This is a genomic window from Limnomicrobium aquaticum (assembly GCF_040545545.1).
GTDB classification, from domain to species: domain Bacteria; phylum Pseudomonadota; class Alphaproteobacteria; order Rhizobiales; family Rhizobiaceae; genus Ensifer_A; species Ensifer_A aquaticum.
The window spans coordinates 769933-788792 of the sequence record NZ_JBEPMB010000001.1 but is presented as its reverse complement, the minus strand read 5'-3'; the positions used below and the strand labels follow the sequence as shown (position 1 = coordinate 788792).

Below are 18860 nucleotides of genomic sequence, written 5' to 3'. Positions count from 1 at the left end.
ATGATTCATGGTGTCAGAGCACACCATACCACCACGACGCCAGGCCCAGAAACGAGAAAAATCCGGTCACATCCGTCACCGTCGTGACGAAAACGGCGGAGGCGACGGCGGGGTCGATGCCGAGACGGTCGAGCAGAAGCGGAATGAGAATGCCACCCAGCGCCGCCGCCAGCATGTTGATCAGCATGGCCGTGGCAATGATACCTCCGATGCTGAGGTCGTGAAACCAGAGCCCCGCCACGACGCCGATGAGCACACCGAAGATCACGCCGTTGAGAATCCCTACACCCGCTTCGCGGCCGATGATGCGGGCGGCGTTGTAGATATCGAGGTCCTTGGTGGCGAGCGCGCGTACGGTGACCGTCATCGTCTGCGAGGCGGCATTGCCGCCCATGCCGGCCACGATCGGCATGAGCACGGCCAGCGCCACCACCTTCTCGATCACCCCGTCGAACAGTGCAATCACGGATGCTGCGAGGATTGCGGTCAGCAGATTGACAAGCAGCCACGGAACGCGCGAACGCGAGGTGCTGAGCACGGTGTCGGACAGCTCTTCGTCGCCGACGCCGCCGAGGCGCATCAGGTCTTCCTCAGCCTCTTCCTGGATCACGTCGACCACGTCGTCGATGGTGAGCACACCCACGAGGCGACCGTTCTCGTCCACGACCGCTGCGGAAAGAAGGTCGTATTGCTCGAAGACCTGGGCGGCCTCTTCCTGGTCCATTTCCGCCGGCACCGGATGGTTGGTCTCGCGCATGACGTCGTCAATCTTCAGGTCCCGCGTCGAGCGCAGGATGCGGTCGAGATCGACGGCGCCCAGCAGCTTGAAGGTCGGGTCGATGACGAAGATCTGCGAAAAGCTCTCCGGCAGGTCGCGTTCGTCGCGCAGATAGTCGATCGTCTGGCCCACGGTCCAGAAGGGCGGCACTGCGACGAATTCCGTCTGCATGCGGCGACCGGCCGAGCTTTCCGGATAATCGAGCGCACGGCGCAGGCGCACCCGTTCGGTAAACGGCAGTTGCGCCAGAATGTCTTCGCGGTCTTCCTTGTCGAGGTCTTCGAGAATGTAGACGGCGTCGTCCGAATCCATCTCACCGATGGCCGCCGCCACCTGATCGTTCGGCATCTGCTCAACGATTTCGAGGCGGATCGCCTCGTCGACCTCGGTCAGCGCGGTGAAGTCGAAGGCATCGCCCGCCAGGCGCACCAGCGCATGGCGCTCGCCCGGCTCCAGCGCCTCGATGAGATCACCCAGTTCGGTTTCGTGCAGACGCGCGACGTTGTGACGAAGGAATTCGACATCTTCCGACTCCAGCGCCTCGCCGATCAGGGCAAGATAATCCTGCCGCACAAGACCGTCTTCGTCATAGATGTCGACGGCATCCTGCGCCTCGTTGACGTGAGACAGGCGTTCGCGTTCCAGTTCGCCGGTTTCAGCCATCGGCGTCTCCTGTACAAAGAGATGAATTGTTCGGGTTCGCGCCGCCATCGAGCGAGCCTCACCGTGCTACCGGAAAATGCCTTCCGCGTCCACCGACGTAACGGCAGGCAGGCTTGGAAAACCATGCAAAGCTCTGTTTTTCCGGCAAGATCGGCGATCCGCATCGGGGCAAAGCGAACTTTACCTTTCTTTACAAACACCAAGAACAGCCGAAACGTTCGTGATCCATGATGACATTCATCGAAAAGCCAGCCGAACAGGCGATGGAGACAGACATGGAACCGAATGAGACCACGCGAGAAACGCCAAAAACCGTTATGAGCTGGAAGCGCCGATCGGGCATTGCAGGTCTTGCGATCGTTGCCGTCACCGCAGCCGGCGTCGGCGCCTTCGCCATCGCCAAGGACGGCCCGGACGGTTTCGGTCCGCCCCGTATGGGAATGCCCGGCATGGAAATGGCCGACATGGGAATGGGCGGCCATCACGGCGGCATGATGGACAAGATCAAGGGCGGCGGCATGGAACACCGCCTGAACAAGGCGCTCGACAGCGTGGACGCGACCGACGAGCAGAAGCAGAAGATCAAGGCGATCTTCGACAAGGCCCGCGAAAGCGTCGGCGATATGCGGGGCGAGCCCGGCCAGATGCGCGACCAGATGAAGGCACTGTTCGAAAAGCCGACCATCGACCGCGACGCAGTCGAAGCCATGCGCAAGGCCCGCGTCCAGAAGATGGACGATGCCTCCAAGATCATGACCACCGCCATGATCGACGCGGCGGAAGTTCTGACGCCGGACCAGCGCGCCAAGCTGGCAAAGGAATTCGCCGAGAAATCACAGGGTCATCGCCCGCGCTGGTGATGCTATAACCGGCTTGGGGATTCCCCCCGGCCACAGAAGGAACTTTACAGCATGACGGCGGACATACTCATCATCGATGATGATACGAGGCTCACCGCCATGCTGGAAGATTACCTGAAGAAACAAGGATTTGCCACGCGCGCCAGCGCGACCGGCAAAGACGGCCTGGCGGAAATCGCCCGCACTCCGCCGGCCGTCGTCATTCTCGACCTCATGCTGCCTGACCTCGACGGCTTTGAGGTCTGCCGGAAGGTCCGCGCCACCTCGGACCTTCCGATCCTCATGCTCACCGCCAAGGGCGAGGAAACCGACCGCATCGTCGGCCTGGAGCTCGGCGCCGACGACTATCTCCCCAAGCCCTTTTCTCCGCGCGAACTTCTCGCACGACTCCGCGCCATTCTCCGCCGCAGCCAGGGCACGATGACCAGCGCCCGCGATGCCGACATCCTCACCTTTGGCGACCTCGAGATCGACCGCGGCGCGCGCCAGATCCGCGTCAGCGGCGAGGAGCGCCAGATCACCGGCTATCAGTACGATCTCCTGCTGGCGCTGGCCGAAAATGCCGGCCGGGTGCTGTCCCGCGACCAGCTGATGGACATGGTCAAGGGCGAGGAACTTGAAGCCTTCGACCGTTCGATCGACGTCCATATCTCGCGCATCCGCGCGGCCATCGAAACCGACCCCAAACATCCCCGCCGCATCATCACAGTGCGCGGCGCCGGCTATCTCTTCGCCCGCCACCAGACGCCGGCAGGTGGCATATGAACTTCATCCGCCGCTCGCTGTTCCTGCAATTCTACGCCACGGTGCTGATGGGTCTGGCACTTGTGGCGCTCGTACTCGTCGCCTTCGCAGCTATCGGCAAGTTCGACCAGCGCGATCCGCTTGCCGCCCGCCTCGGCCCCTTCATCGATTCCGTGCTGCCGCCGCCCGGCGAGAATTTCAATCTCGAGCGCGCTGTGCATCGCATGTCGGATACGGTCAATGCCGATATCAGCGTCTATGACAAGCAGGGCACGCTGATTGCCAATGCCGGCCGCCCGGTGCCCCCGGATGTCACCGATGATGACCCCAAGGGCTTCCGCCCGCCGGGCCGCACGTTTGCGTTCGAGACGCCGGATGGCCTGAAGGTCGTCGCCCGCAGCCGCCGCCCCCCTGGGCCCCACAGGCAGAACGTCGCCTTTGTCATCCTGCTGATTGCCGCAGCCCTCGGCCTCGCCGCCCTGCCCGTCACCCGCCGCCTGACGCGCCGTCTGGAAACACTGAAAACCGGCATGGACACATGGAGCGCCGGCGCGCTGGAAACACGCCTCACCGTCGAAGGCAATGACGAGATCGCCGATGTCGCCCGCACCTTCAACATGGCCGCCGGCCGCATCGAGGACCTGGTAAACGCGCAGAAGAACCTGCTGGCCAATGCCAGCCACGAACTGCGCTCGCCGCTCGCCCGCCTGCGCATGGCGATCGAAATGTTCGAAGCCGATCCGGCCGAAAACCTGAAGACAGAGATCGTCCGCAACATGGCAGAACTCGACGAACTGGTCGACGAGATCCTCATCTCCAGCCGCCTGCAGGCCGGCCGCACGGAGAGCTTCGAGGACATGGTCGACCTCGTGGCGATCGCGGCGGAAGAAAGCACCCATTTCGACGCCGCCGATGCCGTCACCGTCACCGGCCCCTCCACCCTGCTACGCGCCAACGGCCGCCTCATCCGCCGCCTGATCCGCAACCTCCTCCAGAACGCCGCCCGCCACGGCAAGCCCCCCATCGAAGTTTCCGTTACGGAAACCACCGATGCGCTTCACCTGGCGGTAACCGACCACGGCAACGGCATCCCGAAGAGCGAACGCGAACGGATTTTCGAGCCGTTCTACAGGCCGGCGGGTCGCGCAGAGGCAGCGGGCGGTTGGGGGATCGGGCTGGCGCTGGTCCGGCAGATTGCCGAGCTGCATGGGGGGAGCGTGGCGTGTGAAGAGGCTGAAGGTGGCGGAGCGGCGTTTGTTATGCAGTTTCCTCGACGCCCTACATGAAGCGAATAAAACGCCAAATACCCGCATAAGTCTAAATTCCTCGATGACACATCATTTTGATCTTGACAACGTACCTTAGATAGCAATGCATTGCCGTAGTAAGCAAATTTTGATGCCTATAATCTCGATCAAACAAATGGACGCTCATGCAGACCGATCAAAATGTAGGAAGCAATCAATCAAGAACATCGTTTCAAAAAGCCAAGAAAATCGTTACGCAAGCCTCGCACGCATGCAACGTGATAGCCAGTTTCGGTGTAATATTTGCGGTTATCTTTTTTATCACCGGCCAAAAGGATAGAGAAACTCAAGAAGAGGCATCTGCCTGGGCAGCTCTCTCTAATCCCAAGCCAGGGATATCAGTCGCACGACAGCTGGAGTATCTTAGCAAAGACGGCTGGTTCCGATCGGCGAGTAAGTTCGAAAATGTTCATCTTACGCCGGAAGTTGGTGCAAAAGGCATTTCGCTGGCCGGCTTGAAGATTTCGAATACAAGTTTTGAGAGCGCAAAAATAGAAAATTCTACAATATCAAATGCAGAAATAAAAAACTCAGAACTAAATCTAGTTTCTTTTAAAAACTCAGATATCATTGATTCTAAAATAGAAAAAATTCAGATAATAAATTCAGATTTTAGAAATTCTAGAATTATTAAATCTAATATAACCGGAATATACACTGGAGCAAATTTTGATAAAATAATTTCACTTGATTCAAGATTTGAATTAAGCATTCCGAGAGTTTCAATTTACAATCGGGAAAAGATAGATTTTGATCGATTCGACAATGTAAGTTTTGAAAACTCTCTGATTAGAGATTCTCAGTTTTTTATTCCAGAACCTGAGGAAATGGACGAATGCGGCACTTTCAATTTCAGGAGTTTAGAACTTTATTACTCCAAGATAGAGGTGGCGGAAGATAAGAATCTCAACCGTCAAATGTGCAGATTCTACATGGACAATTCCTGGATTATCGGTAGCGAAATAAAAGGAAATGCTGGAGTCAGATGCTCAGGCTGCACTATCGCTTTTTCTAAAATAGAGATCGAATCTTCTCTACTTGTTGAGCAGGATTCACCTTTATATGGATCGATTGCTTTACACTTATCCGCACCATCTGTTAAAAATTCTACAATTTATCAAACAAAAATAATTGGAAAATCTCCCGAGTTGAACTTTGAGAACGCAAAACTGAAAAAGGTGGATATATCCCAGTTAAACCTTCACGGTTCTAATGTCAGTGGGGCGGAGTTCGATCTGTATGACTTTTCGGAGAATAGCGGCTCACCTAAATCAGATAAACCGGACAGTTTTCGTATGATATTCTTGAAGGGGGACGGAAGGTATCGCGGACTCAAGGATATGGATATACATTCATTTGATTCCGGGCTTGCGGCACCTGAAACACCAGAGCAGGTGCGGGCGAGATATCCAGCGGAAGGCTTGAAGTCGGCTTGGGCTTGGAGGGATAGACCTCCAAAAGGGCTTCCCACAAATGTTCCCGGTCCGATACTATGTGATGAAAAACTCAGAAAAGAGAAACCGGAATCGGAGTTCGACCTAGGCAAAATTCCTGACGAGTGCAAGCCAAGCGACTGGCAGGACGTCTTTGGTGACTCAACAATCTCATTGAGCCCGGAAACTGACGAATAATTGCCTATCGATCTGAAAGCTCGCACCGAAAAGGCTTGCTTTCCAGTAACACACGCAAAAGCGCGCCCTTTCAGGCGCGCTCCGGCAATAACGTTGCTGCTCTCTCAGAACTTCATCCCCAAACCGACCTTGAAGGTCTGGTTTGACAGGTCGACAGCATGCGTCGCGCCGGCCAGGGTAACGTTCTGCTTGACATACTGCGCATAGCGATACTCGCCGCGCAGAAACAGGTTGTCTGCAATCGCGTAATCAACGCCGGCGCCGATGGTCCAGCCGTTCAGCCAGGGCGTCGTTGATGTGGCGCCTCTTTCGAGCTTCAACGCGGTGCCGGCATAACCGCCGGCGACGTAGAGAAGCGCGCGGTCATAGGCGATGCCGATACGGCCGCGGAGCGTCGTATCGAGGCCGCCAGTGGCCTTGGTGCCGGATGTCGTCGTGACCTTGTTCCAGTCATAACCCAGCTCGCCTTCCAGACCGGCGATGATGGCCGGGGAGATTTCGTAATTGTAGCCGACGAAGCCGCTGATCGTGCCGGCGTTCGCTGCCAGATTGTCAGTGACCGCACCGAACTTGTCCGTGCCCTTGTTCCAGACATAACCGCCCGAAGCACCGACATAGGCGCCGCCCCAGGAGAAACCGGGACGAAGTTCGCTCGGCGCCAGATCGGCGGCAAAGCTTGCGGTGCAAGACAGGAATGCAACTGCAGTTGCCAGAATGCAGGATCGAATCATGATGAAGCCCCTCGATTTCAAGATGGGACCAGAGATAGAGGGTTATGGTAAATGAAGTGTTCCCAAGCCTGCCACGGAGCGCGCGAAAGGGAAAACTCAAGGCTGGCGCAGAACATGAGAAAGCGCCGGCAAGCCAAAGAAAGACAACAAAAAACCCGGCTTTCGCCGGGCTGTTTTATTCCAACCATAAGGTTGAATGGTGCGGTCGAGAAGACTCGAACTTCCACGTCTTGCGACACAGCGACCTCAACGCTGCGCGTCTACCAATTCCGCCACGACCGCATCGTGGTAGAGCCGAATTGCTCCGGCGCGGCTGCATGTAGCAAAAGCATCTGGGGTGCACAAGTGGACGATGACGTTTTTTTGATGCTGTGGATGGATTTTCAAGCCAGCCCCTCAAGCGGGGCAGCGCAACCCCTTGCGCGACAGGGGTTCGACGCCCTAAATGCAGGTAAAACAAGGAAATGCCTCCCATGCTTCGCCAGGATATCGCCCCCTCCATGCATCCCGCGGAAGACTGTCCGCCCGTGCGCTGGTGGATTTCAGACGGCTTGATTCCCTATGAGGAAGCCGTCGCCGAGATGGAGCGGCAGGTGGCTCTCATCGCGGATGGCAAGGCCGACGAACTTGTCTGGCTGCTCGAACATCCGCCGCTCTACACGGCCGGCACCAGCGCGGACGCGAAGGACCTCGTGCAGCCGGATCGTTTCCCCGTGTTCCAGACCGGGCGCGGCGGCGAATATACCTATCACGGCCCCGGCCAGCGCGTGGCCTATGTCATGCTAGACCTCAAGCGCCGGCGCCAGGACGTGCGCGCCTATGTGGCCGCGCTCGAAGAGGTTATCATCCGCACGCTCGATGCCATGAACGTCAAGGGCGAGCGGCGCGAGGACCGCGTCGGCGTGTGGGTGCGCCGGCCGGAAAAGCCGACGCTTCCCGATGGCTCCATGTCGGAGGATAAGATCGCGGCGCTCGGCATTCGTTTGCGCAAATGGGTGAGCTTCCACGGTCTGTCGCTGAATGTCGATCCGGATCTCGACCACTTCGGCGGCATCGTCCCGTGCGGGATCTCTGCCTATGGCGTCACGAGCCTCGTGAATCTCGGCCTGCCGGTCATGATGGCCGATGTCGATATTCGCCTGCGCGAAGCCTTCGAGGAGGTCTTCGGGCAAACGGTCAGCGTTACGTCAGCTTGACGAGAACAGCAGCCCTGCGGAAAAGACGATCGCATAGCTGTGGATGATCACCGCAGCATAGAGGCCGAGCCCCACCAGCAGGCTTTCGGCCGGACGCATGGGAGCAAGTTCGTCCCGCATCTTCACAGTCCCAGCGCTGATCATGCTGAGCAGCGCGAAGATGGCGAGCGAGACGACCAGAATGTCCTGCGGCACCCCGACTTCCCAGCCGGTGACGGCAATAACGGCCGAAATGCCGAAACTGCCCAGCATCTGCATGCCAAGGCCCGGAAAGATGCGCCGGAGAACCTGCCCGCCATCGAAGCGCGCCATGGGCAGCAGATTGAGAAGATTGAAACCGCCGAGGACGAGGATCATCACCAGGAGCGGCCGGTCAAGCACATCGGCCGCATGGCTCTTCATGGCCGCCTCATGACCGACAATGGCGATCGGCACGACAAAAGCGGACATGCCCGCCCCCATGAGGGCGCAGGTCGCCGCCTCGAAATTGGAATTATAGGGCCGGCCACCAATTGCTATCCCGCCCAGGAGCGGCACGAAGATCATCCGCGCAGTGCGGTGCCCAAAGGCGCGATAGGCCGCCATATGGCCAAGTTCGTGGAAGACGATCACCAGCGTCAGGATCGACGAGAGCACCAGTCCATTCATCGTCAGGCCGAAGAAGGGCCAGAACAGGAGCGTGGAGACGACGGCGAGAAACACCTGCATCGGCGGGCGTTCGAAAACGCCCACCTTCTTCGCCTCGCCCGTCTTCAGCCAGCCTTCCAGCGAGCGCATCTCGCGGCGAAGCGCGAAATAGCGGAAGACGAGGAAGGCAATGCCACGATAGCGGTCGGTCTGCTCAACGACGAGTTCGGTCGCGCCGTTCTCCTCGCGCAGTGCACGCCGCTCGCGATAGGCCGCCCAGAAGGTCGGGTCCAGCGCCGTGTCATCCACCACACGGGCTGAATAGGCAAAGCGGTCCTCGCGCGAGATTTCCAGCACGCGTTCGATCGGCGCACCCTTGCGGTCGAGATGATCCAGGGCCTGACGGGCAAAGCGGCCGGACGGGCCTTCTGCGCGTGAGGAAATGACCGACGGGTTCCAGTCGGCATGTTCGCCCAGCGGATCAATGGCCGACCAGATGCGCTCCGGCCGCGCCTCGAAACGTCGCGTGAGCCGCAGCGTGCGAACCCCGACCGGGGCCGCCATGATCAGCCACAGGAGGAACAGGTTGATCGCCAGAAGGATCAGCCCTGGATTGATCGTCGCCACGCCAAAACCTCGATACAATGCACAGGAAAGATGCCACTGTAGCGCACGAAAGTTAACACGCGCCTTACCTTTCCCGAGGCGCCGCGCCGTTACCGCGACTTCGCCCAACCCGCGAAACAGCGCCGAAATGCCGCGCGTGCGGGCTTCCGGCAGGCCTGGAAGCGCGTTGACAATCACCGAATTCCTTGCATCTTCTTGGAGCTGGGAGCGGAGGATATTTCATGGATTTCGATTATGTGATTGTTGGCGGGGGCTCCGCCGGCTCGGTACTGGCTGCACGCCTCACCGAGGATCCACGCGCAACGGTGTGCCTTCTTGAGGCGGGTGGCGAAGGACGCGGGCTCGTCACCCGAATGCCTTTCGGCACCATCGCCACCTTGCCCGGCAAGCCGAAAATCACCAACTGGGCCTTCGAGACCGTGCCGCAGAAGGGTCTGAACGGGCGGCGCGGATACCAACCGCGCGGCAAGGCGCTCGGCGGCTCCAGCGCCATCAACGCCATGCTCTATGTGCGCGGCCAGCCGGAAGATTACGATGGCTGGGCGCTCGACGGCTGCCCCGGCTGGGGCTGGCACGACATGCTGCCCTGGTTCCTGAAATCGGAAGGCAACCAGCGCGGCGCCTCCGCTCTCCATTCCGCCGACGGCCCGTTGCGGGTTTCCGATCAGCAGACCCCGCGTTCTCTCGCGGAAGATTTCATTCGCGCGGCCGAAGAATGCCAGATCCGCCGCAACGACGATTTCAACGGTCCGGAGCAGGAAGGCGTCGGTCTCTACCAGGTGACACAGTTCCACGGCGGCGCGAAGAATGGCGAACGCTGCTCGGCTGCCGCCGCCTATCTGCATCCGGTCATGGGGCGACGTAATCTCAAGGTCATGACCGGCGTCCAGGCGCAGCGGATCATCTTCGAAGGCAATCGCGCGGTTGGCGTGCGCTACAAGGAGAACGGCACGGAACGCAATCTCAGGGCGCGCCGTGAGGTCATCATCTCCTCCGGCGCCTTCGGCTCGCCGCAACTTCTCATGCTGTCCGGCATCGGCCCGGCCGCGCATCTGAAGTCGCTGGGCATCGACGTGTTGAACGACCTGCCCGGCGTCGGCCAGAACCTGCAGGACCATCTGGACTATGTCCTGCCCGTCTTCACCACGATCAAGGACACGGTGGGCATTGGTGCCGCCGGCACGGCGAAGATCATCGCAGAAGCCCTGCGCTGGCGGCGCGACGGCACCGGCATGCTGGCGACCCCCTTTGCCGAAGGCGGCGCCTTCATCAAATCCTCGCCCGATGTCGACCGGCCGGACCTGCAGCTTCACTTCGTGCTTGGCATTCTCGACGACCATGCCCGCAAGCTGCATCCGGGCTATGGCTATTCGATCCATGTCTGCGTGCTCCGCCCCAAGAGCCGTGGCGAAGTGAAGCTCGCAAGCCGCGATGCCGCCGCAGCGCCGCTGATCGACCCGAACTATCTTGCCGACCCACAGGACGCGGAACTCATGCTGAAGGGCGTGAAGCGCGTCCGCGCCATCGCCGCCGCCCCCTCGCTCGCCCGCCATTTCAAGCGCGAACTCTTCCCGCTGAAAGACAGGAGCGACGCCGAGCTGATGGAACACATCCGCGCCCGCGCTGACACGATCTATCACCCGGTCGGCACCTGCCGCATGGGCAACGGGCCGATGGCCGTGGTAGATCCGAGCCTGAAGGTTCGCGGGATCGATGGCCTTCGTGTCATCGATGCTTCGATCATGCCGAACCTCATCAGCGGCAACACCAACGCACCGACGATTGCGATCGCCGAACGCATGGCAGTGGAAATCGCCGCGGCGGCGCGGGGATGATTTTTGCCGCGGCAGGGCTTGAGCCAGTGCCGCGCGCCATGCCACAACGTGGCATCGACAATTGATTTATCAGAAGAATCGGAAGGAAGCCCCATGGATGTCCGCGCCGCCGTTGCCATTCAGGCAGGAAAACCGCTCGAGATCATGACCGTCCAGCTGGAAGGCCCGAAGGCCGGCGAAGTGCTCGTGGAAATCAAGGCGACAGGTATCTGCCACACGGATGATTTCACCCTGTCGGGCGCCGACCCCGAAGGTCTGTTTCCGGCCATTCTGGGCCATGAAGGCGCCGGCATCGTTGTGGATGTCGGCCCCGGTGTGACCTCGCTGAAGAGGGGCGACCACGTCATTCCGCTCTACACGCCGGAATGCCGCGAGTGCTATTCGTGCACCTCGCGCAAGACCAATCTCTGCACCTCGATCCGCGCGACCCAGGGCCAGGGCGTCATGCCGGATGGCACGAGCCGCTTTTCGATCGGCAAGGACAAGATCCACCATTACATGGGCTGCTCGACCTTTGCGAACTTCACGGTTCTTCCGGAAATTGCGCTGGCCAAGATCAACCCCGACGCGCCCTTCGACAAGGTCTGCTACATCGGCTGTGGCGTGACGACCGGCATCGGCGCCGTCATCAACACGGCCAAGGTCGAGATCGGCTCGACCGCGATCGTCTTCGGCCTCGGGGGCATCGGCCTGAACGTGCTGCAGGGCCTGCGGCTTGCGGGTGCTGACATGATCATCGGCGTCGACATCAACCCGGACCGCAAGGCCTGGGGCGAAAAGTTCGGCATGACGCATTTCGTCAACCCGAAGGAGGTGGGCGACGACATCGTGCCCTACCTCGTCAACATGACCAAGCGCCATGGCGACCTCATCGGCGGTGCGGATTATACGTTCGACTGCACGGGCAACACCAAGGTCATGCGCCAGGCGCTGGAAGCCTCGCATCGCGGCTGGGGCAAGTCGGTCATCATCGGTGTTGCCGGCGCCGGCCAGGAAATTTCCACGCGTCCGTTCCAGCTGGTCACCGGCCGCAACTGGATGGGTACTGCCTTCGGCGGTGCGCGCGGCCGCACGGACGTGCCGAAGATCGTCGACTGGTACATGGACGGCAAGATCCAGATCGACCCGATGATCACCCACACCATGCCGCTGGAAGACATCAACAAGGGATTCGACCTGATGCACAAGGGCGAGAGCATTCGCGGCGTCGTGCTCTACTGATGAGCGACGCACGCTACACCGTCGAAATCAAGGACATGGGCGGATTTTCCGCCCATGAGCTTTATGCGCTCCTGAAACTGCGCGTCGATGTCTTTGTGGTCGAACAGAACTGCGCCTACCCCGAACTCGACGGTAAGGACGATCAGGCGCTGCACCTGACGCTGAAACGCGGTGAGGATATCATCGCCGCCGCCCGCATCTTTCCGCCGCATGACGGCAAGCCCGCCAAGATCGGCCGCGTCGCCGTCTCGCCCGCCCATCGCGGCGAGCGGCTGGGCGGGGCTCTGATGGAAGAGGCGCTGAACGCCTGCGCCAGCCGCTTTCCAGGCGCGCCGGTCTTCCTCTCTGCGCAAAGCCATCTGCAACGCTTCTATGGCAGCTTCGGCTTCAAACCCGTCTCGAAGGAATATCTCGAAGACGGCATTCCACATGTGGATATGCTGAAGGACGGCTGATTGCCCGAGGGCTGATAGACGCCTGACTCTTCAAGCGCAGAAACAAAAAAAGCCCGCGAAACCAGATCGTCGCGCGGGCTTCTTCATTTCGTTCCGTTACGTCAGCCGGCCAGCGCCTGGGCAACCGCTTCGACGGCTTCGGCAGCCTTGGAGCCATCCGGGCCACCGGCCTGCGCCATGTCAGGACGGCCGCCGCCGCCCTTGCCGCCCAGCGCTGCCGAGGCGATGCGGACGAGATCGACGGCGCTGAAGCGGCCGGTCACATCTTCGGTTACGGCAACCACGGCGCTGGCCTTGCCATCGGCAGACACGCCGACAAAGCAAACGACGCCGCTTTCGACGCTCTTCTTGCCTTCGTCCGCCAGACCCTTCAGGTCCTTGGGCTCGACGCCCGTCACGACCTTGCCGAGATACTTGACGCCATTGACCTCACGTACATCCTGACCGGAACCGCCGGCAGAACTGCCAAGCGCGAGCTGACGGCGAGCCTCTGCAAGCTCGCGCTCCAGCTTGCGGCGCTCATCCATCAGAGACTCGACGCGGGCAACAATATCGCCCTGCCCGACCTTGAGCAGACCGGCGAGCGTCCTGACGCGCTCGTCCTGGGCGGCGAGGTAATCGCGGGCGGCAGAGCCGGTCAGCGCTTCAACGCGGCGGACGCCAGCGCCCACGGCGCTTTCGCCGAGCACATGGACAAGACCGATATCGCCGGTGGCGCGAACATGCGTGCCGCCGCAGAGTTCAACGGAATACGGCTTGCCGGCCTTTGAGCCGCGCACGCCCGTGCCCATGCCGACCACACGAACCTCATCGCCATACTTCTCGCCGAACAGCGCCATCGCGCCTTCAGCAATAGCGTCGTCCACGCTCATGAGGCGCGTTGTCACCGGCGCATTCTGCAGCACGATTTCGTTCGCCATTTCCTCGACGATCTTCAGTTCCTCGTCGGACATCGGCTTCGGATGCGACACGTCGAAGCGCAGGCGCTCGGGCGCGACCAGCGAGCCCTTCTGTGCGACATGGGTGCCGAGCACCTCGCGCAGCGCTTCATGCAGCAGGTGGGTGGCAGAATGGTTGGCGCGCAGCTGTCCGCGGCGGCCGTGATCGACGGTCAGTACGGCGGCATCGCCGACCTTGAGCGTGCCCGAGACAACGCGACCGTAATGGACGAAGAGGCCCTCGCCCTTTTTCTGCACGTCGCTGATCTCGACCTTGGCCACACCGGCAACGATGACGCCGGCATCGCCCATCTGGCCACCGGATTCGCCGTAGAACGGCGTCTGGTTGACGACGATCTGCACGGTCTCACCTTCCGAGGCGCTGTCGACCGACTTGCCGTCCTTCACGATCGCCTGAATAGCACCCTCGGCCTCTTCCGTGTCGTAGCCGAGGAATTCGGTCGCGCCGAACTTTTCCTTCAGCTCGAACCAGATCGTTTCGGTCTGCGCCTCGCCGGAACCGGCCCAACTCTTGCGCGCCTCCGCCTTCTGGCGCTCCATCGCATCGGTGAAGCCGGAGAGATCCACATTGATTTCGCGGGCACGCAACGCATCCTGCGTCAGGTCGAGCGGGAAGCCGTAGGTGTCGTAGAGCTTGAAGGCCGTTTCGCCATCCAGCATGTCGCCCTTGGAGAGCGTCGAGGTGGCATCGGAGAGCAGGCCGAGACCGCGCTCCAGCGTCTTGCGGAAGCGGGTTTCTTCGAGCTTCAGCGTTTCGGAAATCAGCGCTTCGGCGCGCACCAGTTCCGGATAGGCCTGGCCCATCTCGCGCACCAGCGTCGGCAAGAGCTTGAACATCAGCGGATCGCGCGCGCCGAGCAACTGCGCATGGCGCATGGCGCGGCGCATGATGCGGCGAAGCACGTAGCCACGGCCTTCATTTGACGGCAGAACGCCATCGGCAATCAGGAAGGCGGACGAGCGCAGGTGATCGGCAATGACGCGATGCGAGGCGCGCTGATCGCCTTCGGCAGCAACCCCGGTCGCCTCGACCGAGGCGGCGATCAGGTTGCGGAACAGGTCGATATCGTAATTGTCATGCTTGCCCTGCAGAAGCGCAGCGACGCGCTCAAGGCCCATGCCCGTATCGATTGACGGGCGCGGAAGACCGACGCGCTCTTCCTTCGAAATCTGCTCGTACTGCATGAAGACGAGGTTCCAGATTTCGATGAAGCGGTCGCCATCCTCTTCCGGAGAACCGGGCGGGCCGCCCCAGATGTGTTCGCCGTGATCGTAGAAGATTTCCGAACACGGACCGCAGGGGCCGGTGTCACCCATGGCCCAGAAATTGTCACTCGTCGGGATGCGGATGATGCGACGGTCAGACAGACCGGCGATCTTCTGCCAGAGGCCATGTGCCTCGTCGTCCGTGTGATAGACCGTAACGAGCAGCCGGCTCTTGTCGATGCCGAATTCCTTGGTGATCAGGTTCCAGGCAAGCTCGATAGCGCGTTCCTTGAAATAGTCGCCGAACGAAAAATTGCCGAGCATTTCGAAGAACGTGTGATGGCGCGCGGTGTAACCTACATTGTCGAGGTCGTTGTGCTTGCCGCCGGCGCGCACGCATTTCTGTGCGGTCGCTGCCGTCGAATAGCCCCGACTTTCAAGGCCGGTGAAGACGTTCTTGAACTGTACCATGCCGGCATTGGTGAACATCAGCGTCGGGTCGTTGCGCGGAACAAGCGGGCTCGAGGCCACGACTTCATGTCCGTTCTTCTTGAAGTAATTCAGAAACGACGACCGGATTTCATTCACGCCACTCATGGGAGCCCTTCAACATCTTGCACTTCGACCGCAGCCGGTCCACCCCGCAACAGCCGGGGAAACAAGCGCTTTTATAACCCGACCGAGCAACTGTCCAGACGTGAGCAGTCAAGGAAGGGTCAAAAGAAAACCGGCCGCATCGAGAGACGATACGGCCGGTTTCAAAACAACATCCCGAAGGTGTTCGCGAATTACATCTCCGCAGCCGCGTCGCCGTCGTCACCGTCCGGGCCACCCTTGTCGAGCAACTGGTCGGCCAGGAGGCCGGCATTCTGGCGCAGCGCCAGTTCGATCTCATTGGCAAGCGCCGGATTGTCTCGCAGGCACTGCTTGGCGTTTTCACGACCCTGGCCGAGACGCTGGCTGTTATAGGAGAACCAGGCACCCGACTTTTCGACAATACCAGCCTTGACGCCAAGATCGACCAGTTCACCGGTCTTCGAGACCCCTTCGCCATACATGATGTCGAACTCGACCTGCTTGAAGGGCGGCGCCATCTTGTTCTTGACGACCTTGACACGCGTCTGGTTGCCGACAACCTCTTCGCGATCCTTGACCGCGCCGATGCGGCGGATATCGAGACGCACCGAGGCGTAGAACTTCAGCGCGTTACCACCCGTCGTCGTTTCCGGCGAACCGAACATGACGCCGATCTTCATGCGGATCTGGTTGATGAAGATGACCATGCAGTTCGAACGCGAGATCGAAGCGGTGAGCTTGCGCAGCGCCTGGCTCATCAGGCGGGCCTGCAGGCCGGGCAGACTGTCGCCCATCTCGCCTTCGATTTCGGCGCGCGGCGTGAGCGCTGCAACCGAGTCGACGACGAGAACGTCGATCGCGCCGGAGCGAACCAGCGTGTCTGTGATTTCCAGCGCCTGCTCGCCCGTATCCGGCTGCGAGATCAGGAGATTCTGCAGATCAACGCCCAGCTTGCGGGCATAGACCGGATCAAGCGCGTGCTCTGCATCCACGAAGGCGCAGATGCCACCCTTCTTCTGGGCTTCCGCAATCGTCTGCAGCGCCAGCGTCGTCTTGCCCGAGCTTTCCGGACCATAGATTTCAACGATACGCCCCTTCGGCAGACCGCCGACGCCGAGCGCGATGTCGAGCCCGAGCGAGCCCGTCGAAACAGTTTCGATCTCGACGATGTTCTCGTTCGAACCGAGCTTCATGATGGAGCCCTTGCCGAACGAGCGCTCGATCTGTGAAAGTGCGGCTTCGAGAGCCTTGCTTTTATCCACCGATTTGTCCTCTACCAGCCGCAAAGAATTCTGTGCCATGGGTCCACCTTTAGGTTATTGAGGCAGCCTGGGCAACAGCGCCGCCGATGCCGATTTTGTACATGATATGTTCTCATTTCGCAAGAGCCATTCAAGCAATTGAGAAAAATGAGGAAATTGACGCATGTTCACATTATGTTTCACCTGTGAATTCAAGAACTTCGAATGGGGAACGCTCGCCGCATCTTCCGCGGTGTCGGGCTTCGACTCACAAGGGGCGCGGCGATGACGGCCAAGCGAATCGTCGTGGTCGGCGGCGCACATGTCGATCGCCGTGGCCGGATTTTCGGCGACACGCGTCCGGGCGCTTCCAATCCTGGCGCCTGGTTCGAGGAAGCCGGCGGGGGCGGGTTCAATGCGGCGCGGGCGCTTTCGTTGCTCGGTCATAATGTCACGATGGTGAGCGTCGCGGGTGGCGATCCGGGTGCTGCCCTCGTGGAAGCGGCGGCAGCGCGCACGGGCGTGACGCTGAATGGCTTCACCTTCCTCGACCGCCAGACGCCGAGCTACACCGCGGTCCTGGAAGCCGATGGCAATCTCGTCATCGCGCTGGCCGACATGGCGCTCTACGACCTGATGACGGCGCGGCGGCTGAAGGTGAACTGGCTGCGCGACACGCTGGCCAATGCCGATTTCATTCTCAGCGACGCCAATCTCCCGGCGGAAACGATCGCGACGCTGGCGGCGGATGCCCGAGCGCACGCGATCCCCATGGCCGCCATCGGAATTTCGCCGGCCAAGATCGTGCGCCTCATCCCGTCGCTCCCTGCCCTCGATTTCGTCTTCATGAACGAGGCAGAGGCCCGGACGCTGGCCGGCGCGGATTGCGAGGCGCGTGACTGGCCGAAGCGGTTCGGCGAACGCGGCCTCAAGGGGGGCGCGATCACGCGCGGCATGAAGCCCGCCCTTCTGTGGCGCGACGGAAAGACCGTCACCCTCGCCCCGCCCCCGGTCGATACAATCGGCGACGTCACGGGGGCCGGCGATGCCTTCGCTGCAGGCGCCATCGACGCCTTTTTGGCGGGTGGCCGGATTTCCGTTATGATACAGCAGGCAACGGCGCTCGCGCGGATCACGGTGCAGTCGCCGCTGGCCGTGGCGGAAAATGTAAACCGTCAATTGCTTTCCGAAATGCTGGCTCTTGTGCCGCAGGCGGAAATGCTGGATTGAAACGGCTCGAACCAAGGAAGAAGCCCATGAATACGAACATCAATCCGGCCGCGAACGTCGTTTTCAGCCAGGAGGTCGCGGACGCCAAGGCGCGAGGCGCGGCCATCGTCGCGCTGGAATCGACAATCATCACACATGGCATGCCCTATCCCGGTAACCTGGAGATGGCAAAGAGCGTGGAGGCGATCATCCGTGAGGCCGGCGCTGTCCCGGCAACCATCGCCGTGATCGATGGCACACTCCACATCGGTCTTGAGGCCGAGCAGCTGGAAACGCTGGCGCAGACGAAAGGCGCGATGAAGCTGTCGCGCGCCGACTTCGCCTTCGCCATTGCCGAGCGCCGCACGGGCGCGACGACAGTGGCCGCGACCATGATTGCCGCCGCCCGCGCCGGCATCGCCGTGTTCGCCACGGGCGGCATCGGCGGCGTGCATCGCGGTGCCGAACAGAGCTTCGACATCTCCGCCGACCTGGAAGAACTTTCCCGCACGTCCGTCATCGTCGTCTCCGCCGGCGCCAAGGCGATCCTTGACGTGCCGAAGACGCTGGAAGTACTGGAAACCAAGGGCGTTCCGGTTGTCACTTATGGGCAGGAAGAATTCCCGGCCTTCTGGTCTCGCGCCTCGGGTCTCAAGAGCCCGCTTTCGCTCGACAGCGCTGCAGCCATTGCCAATTTCCAGAAGACCCGCACGGAATTCGGCATCCATGGCGGCATGCTGATTGCCAATCCGGTGCCGGAAACCGACGAGATCCCGCGCGACGAGATGGAGATCTATATCGGCCGCGCGCTGGCGGACGCGGAGTCGGACGAAATCCAGGGCAAGGCGGTCACGCCCTATCTTCTGGACGCCATATTCCGCATCACCGAAGGCCGCAGCCTCAAGACGAATATCGCACTCGTCGAGAACAACGCACGCCTCGCGGCAGAAATCGCCGTCGCGCTCACGGTTGCCTGACGGATTGACGGATCAGG

The 18860-nt window shown here is 60.8% G+C and carries 15 protein-coding genes and 1 tRNA gene; 10 read left to right on the top strand and 6 right to left on the bottom strand.

Annotated elements, in window-relative coordinates; translation table 11 throughout:
* Window positions 1-13: 13 nt before the first annotated feature.
* Complete coding sequence (mgtE, locus tag ABID16_RS03915; protein WP_354555034.1) at window positions 14-1441, bottom strand: magnesium transporter; 1428 nt, start codon at window positions 1439-1441, stop codon at window positions 14-16.
* A 275-nt stretch (window positions 1442-1716) separates the two neighbouring features.
* Between mgtE and ABID16_RS03910 the strand changes: the two genes are divergently transcribed.
* From ABID16_RS03910 to ABID16_RS03895, 4 genes are all read left to right on the top strand, one after another.
* Window positions 1717-2301, top strand: coding sequence for a Spy/CpxP family protein refolding chaperone (locus ABID16_RS03910; RefSeq protein WP_354555033.1), 585 nt, complete (start codon window positions 1717-1719; stop codon window positions 2299-2301).
* Between the two features lie 51 nt (window positions 2302-2352).
* Window positions 2353-3066, top strand: a complete 714-nt coding sequence (locus ABID16_RS03905; protein ID WP_354555032.1) for a response regulator — start codon at window positions 2353-2355, stop codon at window positions 3064-3066.
* On the top strand, window positions 3063-4331 hold the full coding sequence (locus ABID16_RS03900) for a sensor histidine kinase (protein WP_354555031.1): 1269 nt from the start codon (window positions 3063-3065) through the stop codon (window positions 4329-4331). The genes ABID16_RS03905 and ABID16_RS03900 overlap by 4 nt, the downstream gene beginning before the upstream one ends.
* Before the next feature lie 146 nt (window positions 4332-4477).
* Window positions 4478-5983, top strand: a complete 1506-nt coding sequence (locus ABID16_RS03895) for a hypothetical protein (protein ID WP_354555030.1) — start codon at window positions 4478-4480, stop codon at window positions 5981-5983.
* Window positions 5984-6087: 104 nt separating this feature from the next.
* Here ABID16_RS03895 and ABID16_RS03890 read toward each other — a convergent pair whose 3' ends face one another.
* The gene (locus ABID16_RS03890; protein ID WP_354555029.1) at window positions 6088-6714 is read right to left on the bottom strand and encodes an outer membrane protein; all 627 of its coding nucleotides are present in this window, start codon (window positions 6712-6714) and stop codon (window positions 6088-6090) included.
* 197 nt (window positions 6715-6911) lie between these two features.
* Window positions 6912-6996, bottom strand: a tRNA-Leu gene (locus ABID16_RS03885).
* A 191-nt stretch (window positions 6997-7187) separates the two neighbouring features.
* On the opposite strand from ABID16_RS03885, the gene lipB reads away from it, so the two are divergent.
* Entirely contained in the window at window positions 7188-7910 is a 723-nt protein-coding gene (lipB, locus tag ABID16_RS03880) for a lipoyl(octanoyl) transferase LipB (RefSeq protein ID WP_354555028.1), read from the top strand.
* Here lipB and ABID16_RS03875 read toward each other — a convergent pair.
* The gene (locus tag ABID16_RS03875; RefSeq protein ID WP_354555027.1) at window positions 7902-9164 is read right to left on the bottom strand and encodes a hypothetical protein; all 1263 of its coding nucleotides are present in this window, start codon (window positions 9162-9164) and stop codon (window positions 7902-7904) included. The genes lipB and ABID16_RS03875 overlap by 9 nt on opposite strands.
* A gap of 221 nt (window positions 9165-9385) precedes the next feature.
* Here ABID16_RS03875 and ABID16_RS03870 point away from each other — a divergent pair, with 221 nt between their 5' ends.
* The 3 genes from ABID16_RS03870 (at window position 9386) to ABID16_RS03860 (ending at window position 12675) form a co-directional block, all read left to right on the top strand.
* Complete coding sequence (locus tag ABID16_RS03870) at window positions 9386-10999, top strand: GMC family oxidoreductase (RefSeq protein ID WP_354555026.1); 1614 nt, start codon at window positions 9386-9388, stop codon at window positions 10997-10999.
* Between the two features lie 93 nt (window positions 11000-11092).
* Window positions 11093-12220 (top strand): S-(hydroxymethyl)glutathione dehydrogenase/class III alcohol dehydrogenase, encoded by a 1128-nt coding sequence (locus tag ABID16_RS03865; RefSeq protein ID WP_354555025.1) that lies wholly within the window; start codon window positions 11093-11095, stop codon window positions 12218-12220.
* On the top strand, window positions 12220-12675 hold the full coding sequence (locus tag ABID16_RS03860; protein WP_354555024.1) for a GNAT family N-acetyltransferase: 456 nt from the start codon (window positions 12220-12222) through the stop codon (window positions 12673-12675). The genes ABID16_RS03865 and ABID16_RS03860 overlap by 1 nt, the downstream gene beginning before the upstream one ends.
* A gap of 101 nt (window positions 12676-12776) precedes the next feature.
* Here the strand turns inward: ABID16_RS03860 and alaS are convergent, their stop codons facing one another.
* Both alaS and recA read right to left on the bottom strand, forming a co-directional pair.
* On the bottom strand, window positions 12777-15437 hold the full coding sequence (gene alaS / locus ABID16_RS03855; RefSeq protein ID WP_354555023.1) for an alanine--tRNA ligase: 2661 nt from the start codon (window positions 15435-15437) through the stop codon (window positions 12777-12779).
* Between the two features lie 191 nt (window positions 15438-15628).
* Window positions 15629-16717, bottom strand: a complete 1089-nt coding sequence (recA, locus tag ABID16_RS03850; RefSeq protein ID WP_354555022.1) for a recombinase RecA — start codon at window positions 16715-16717, stop codon at window positions 15629-15631.
* Between the two features lie 225 nt (window positions 16718-16942).
* Here recA and ABID16_RS03845 point away from each other — a divergent pair, with 225 nt between their 5' ends.
* Together ABID16_RS03845 and ABID16_RS03840 are read left to right on the top strand one after the other, a co-directional pair.
* The gene (locus tag ABID16_RS03845; protein WP_354555021.1) at window positions 16943-17887 is read left to right on the top strand and encodes a carbohydrate kinase family protein; all 945 of its coding nucleotides are present in this window, start codon (window positions 16943-16945) and stop codon (window positions 17885-17887) included.
* A 26-nt stretch (window positions 17888-17913) separates the two neighbouring features.
* Window positions 17914-18843 carry a pseudouridine-5'-phosphate glycosidase gene (locus ABID16_RS03840; protein ID WP_354555020.1) on the top strand — a complete coding sequence of 310 codons (930 nt, stop codon included), beginning with the start codon at window positions 17914-17916 and terminating at the stop codon, window positions 18841-18843.
* Window positions 18844-18860 lie beyond the last annotated feature (17 nt).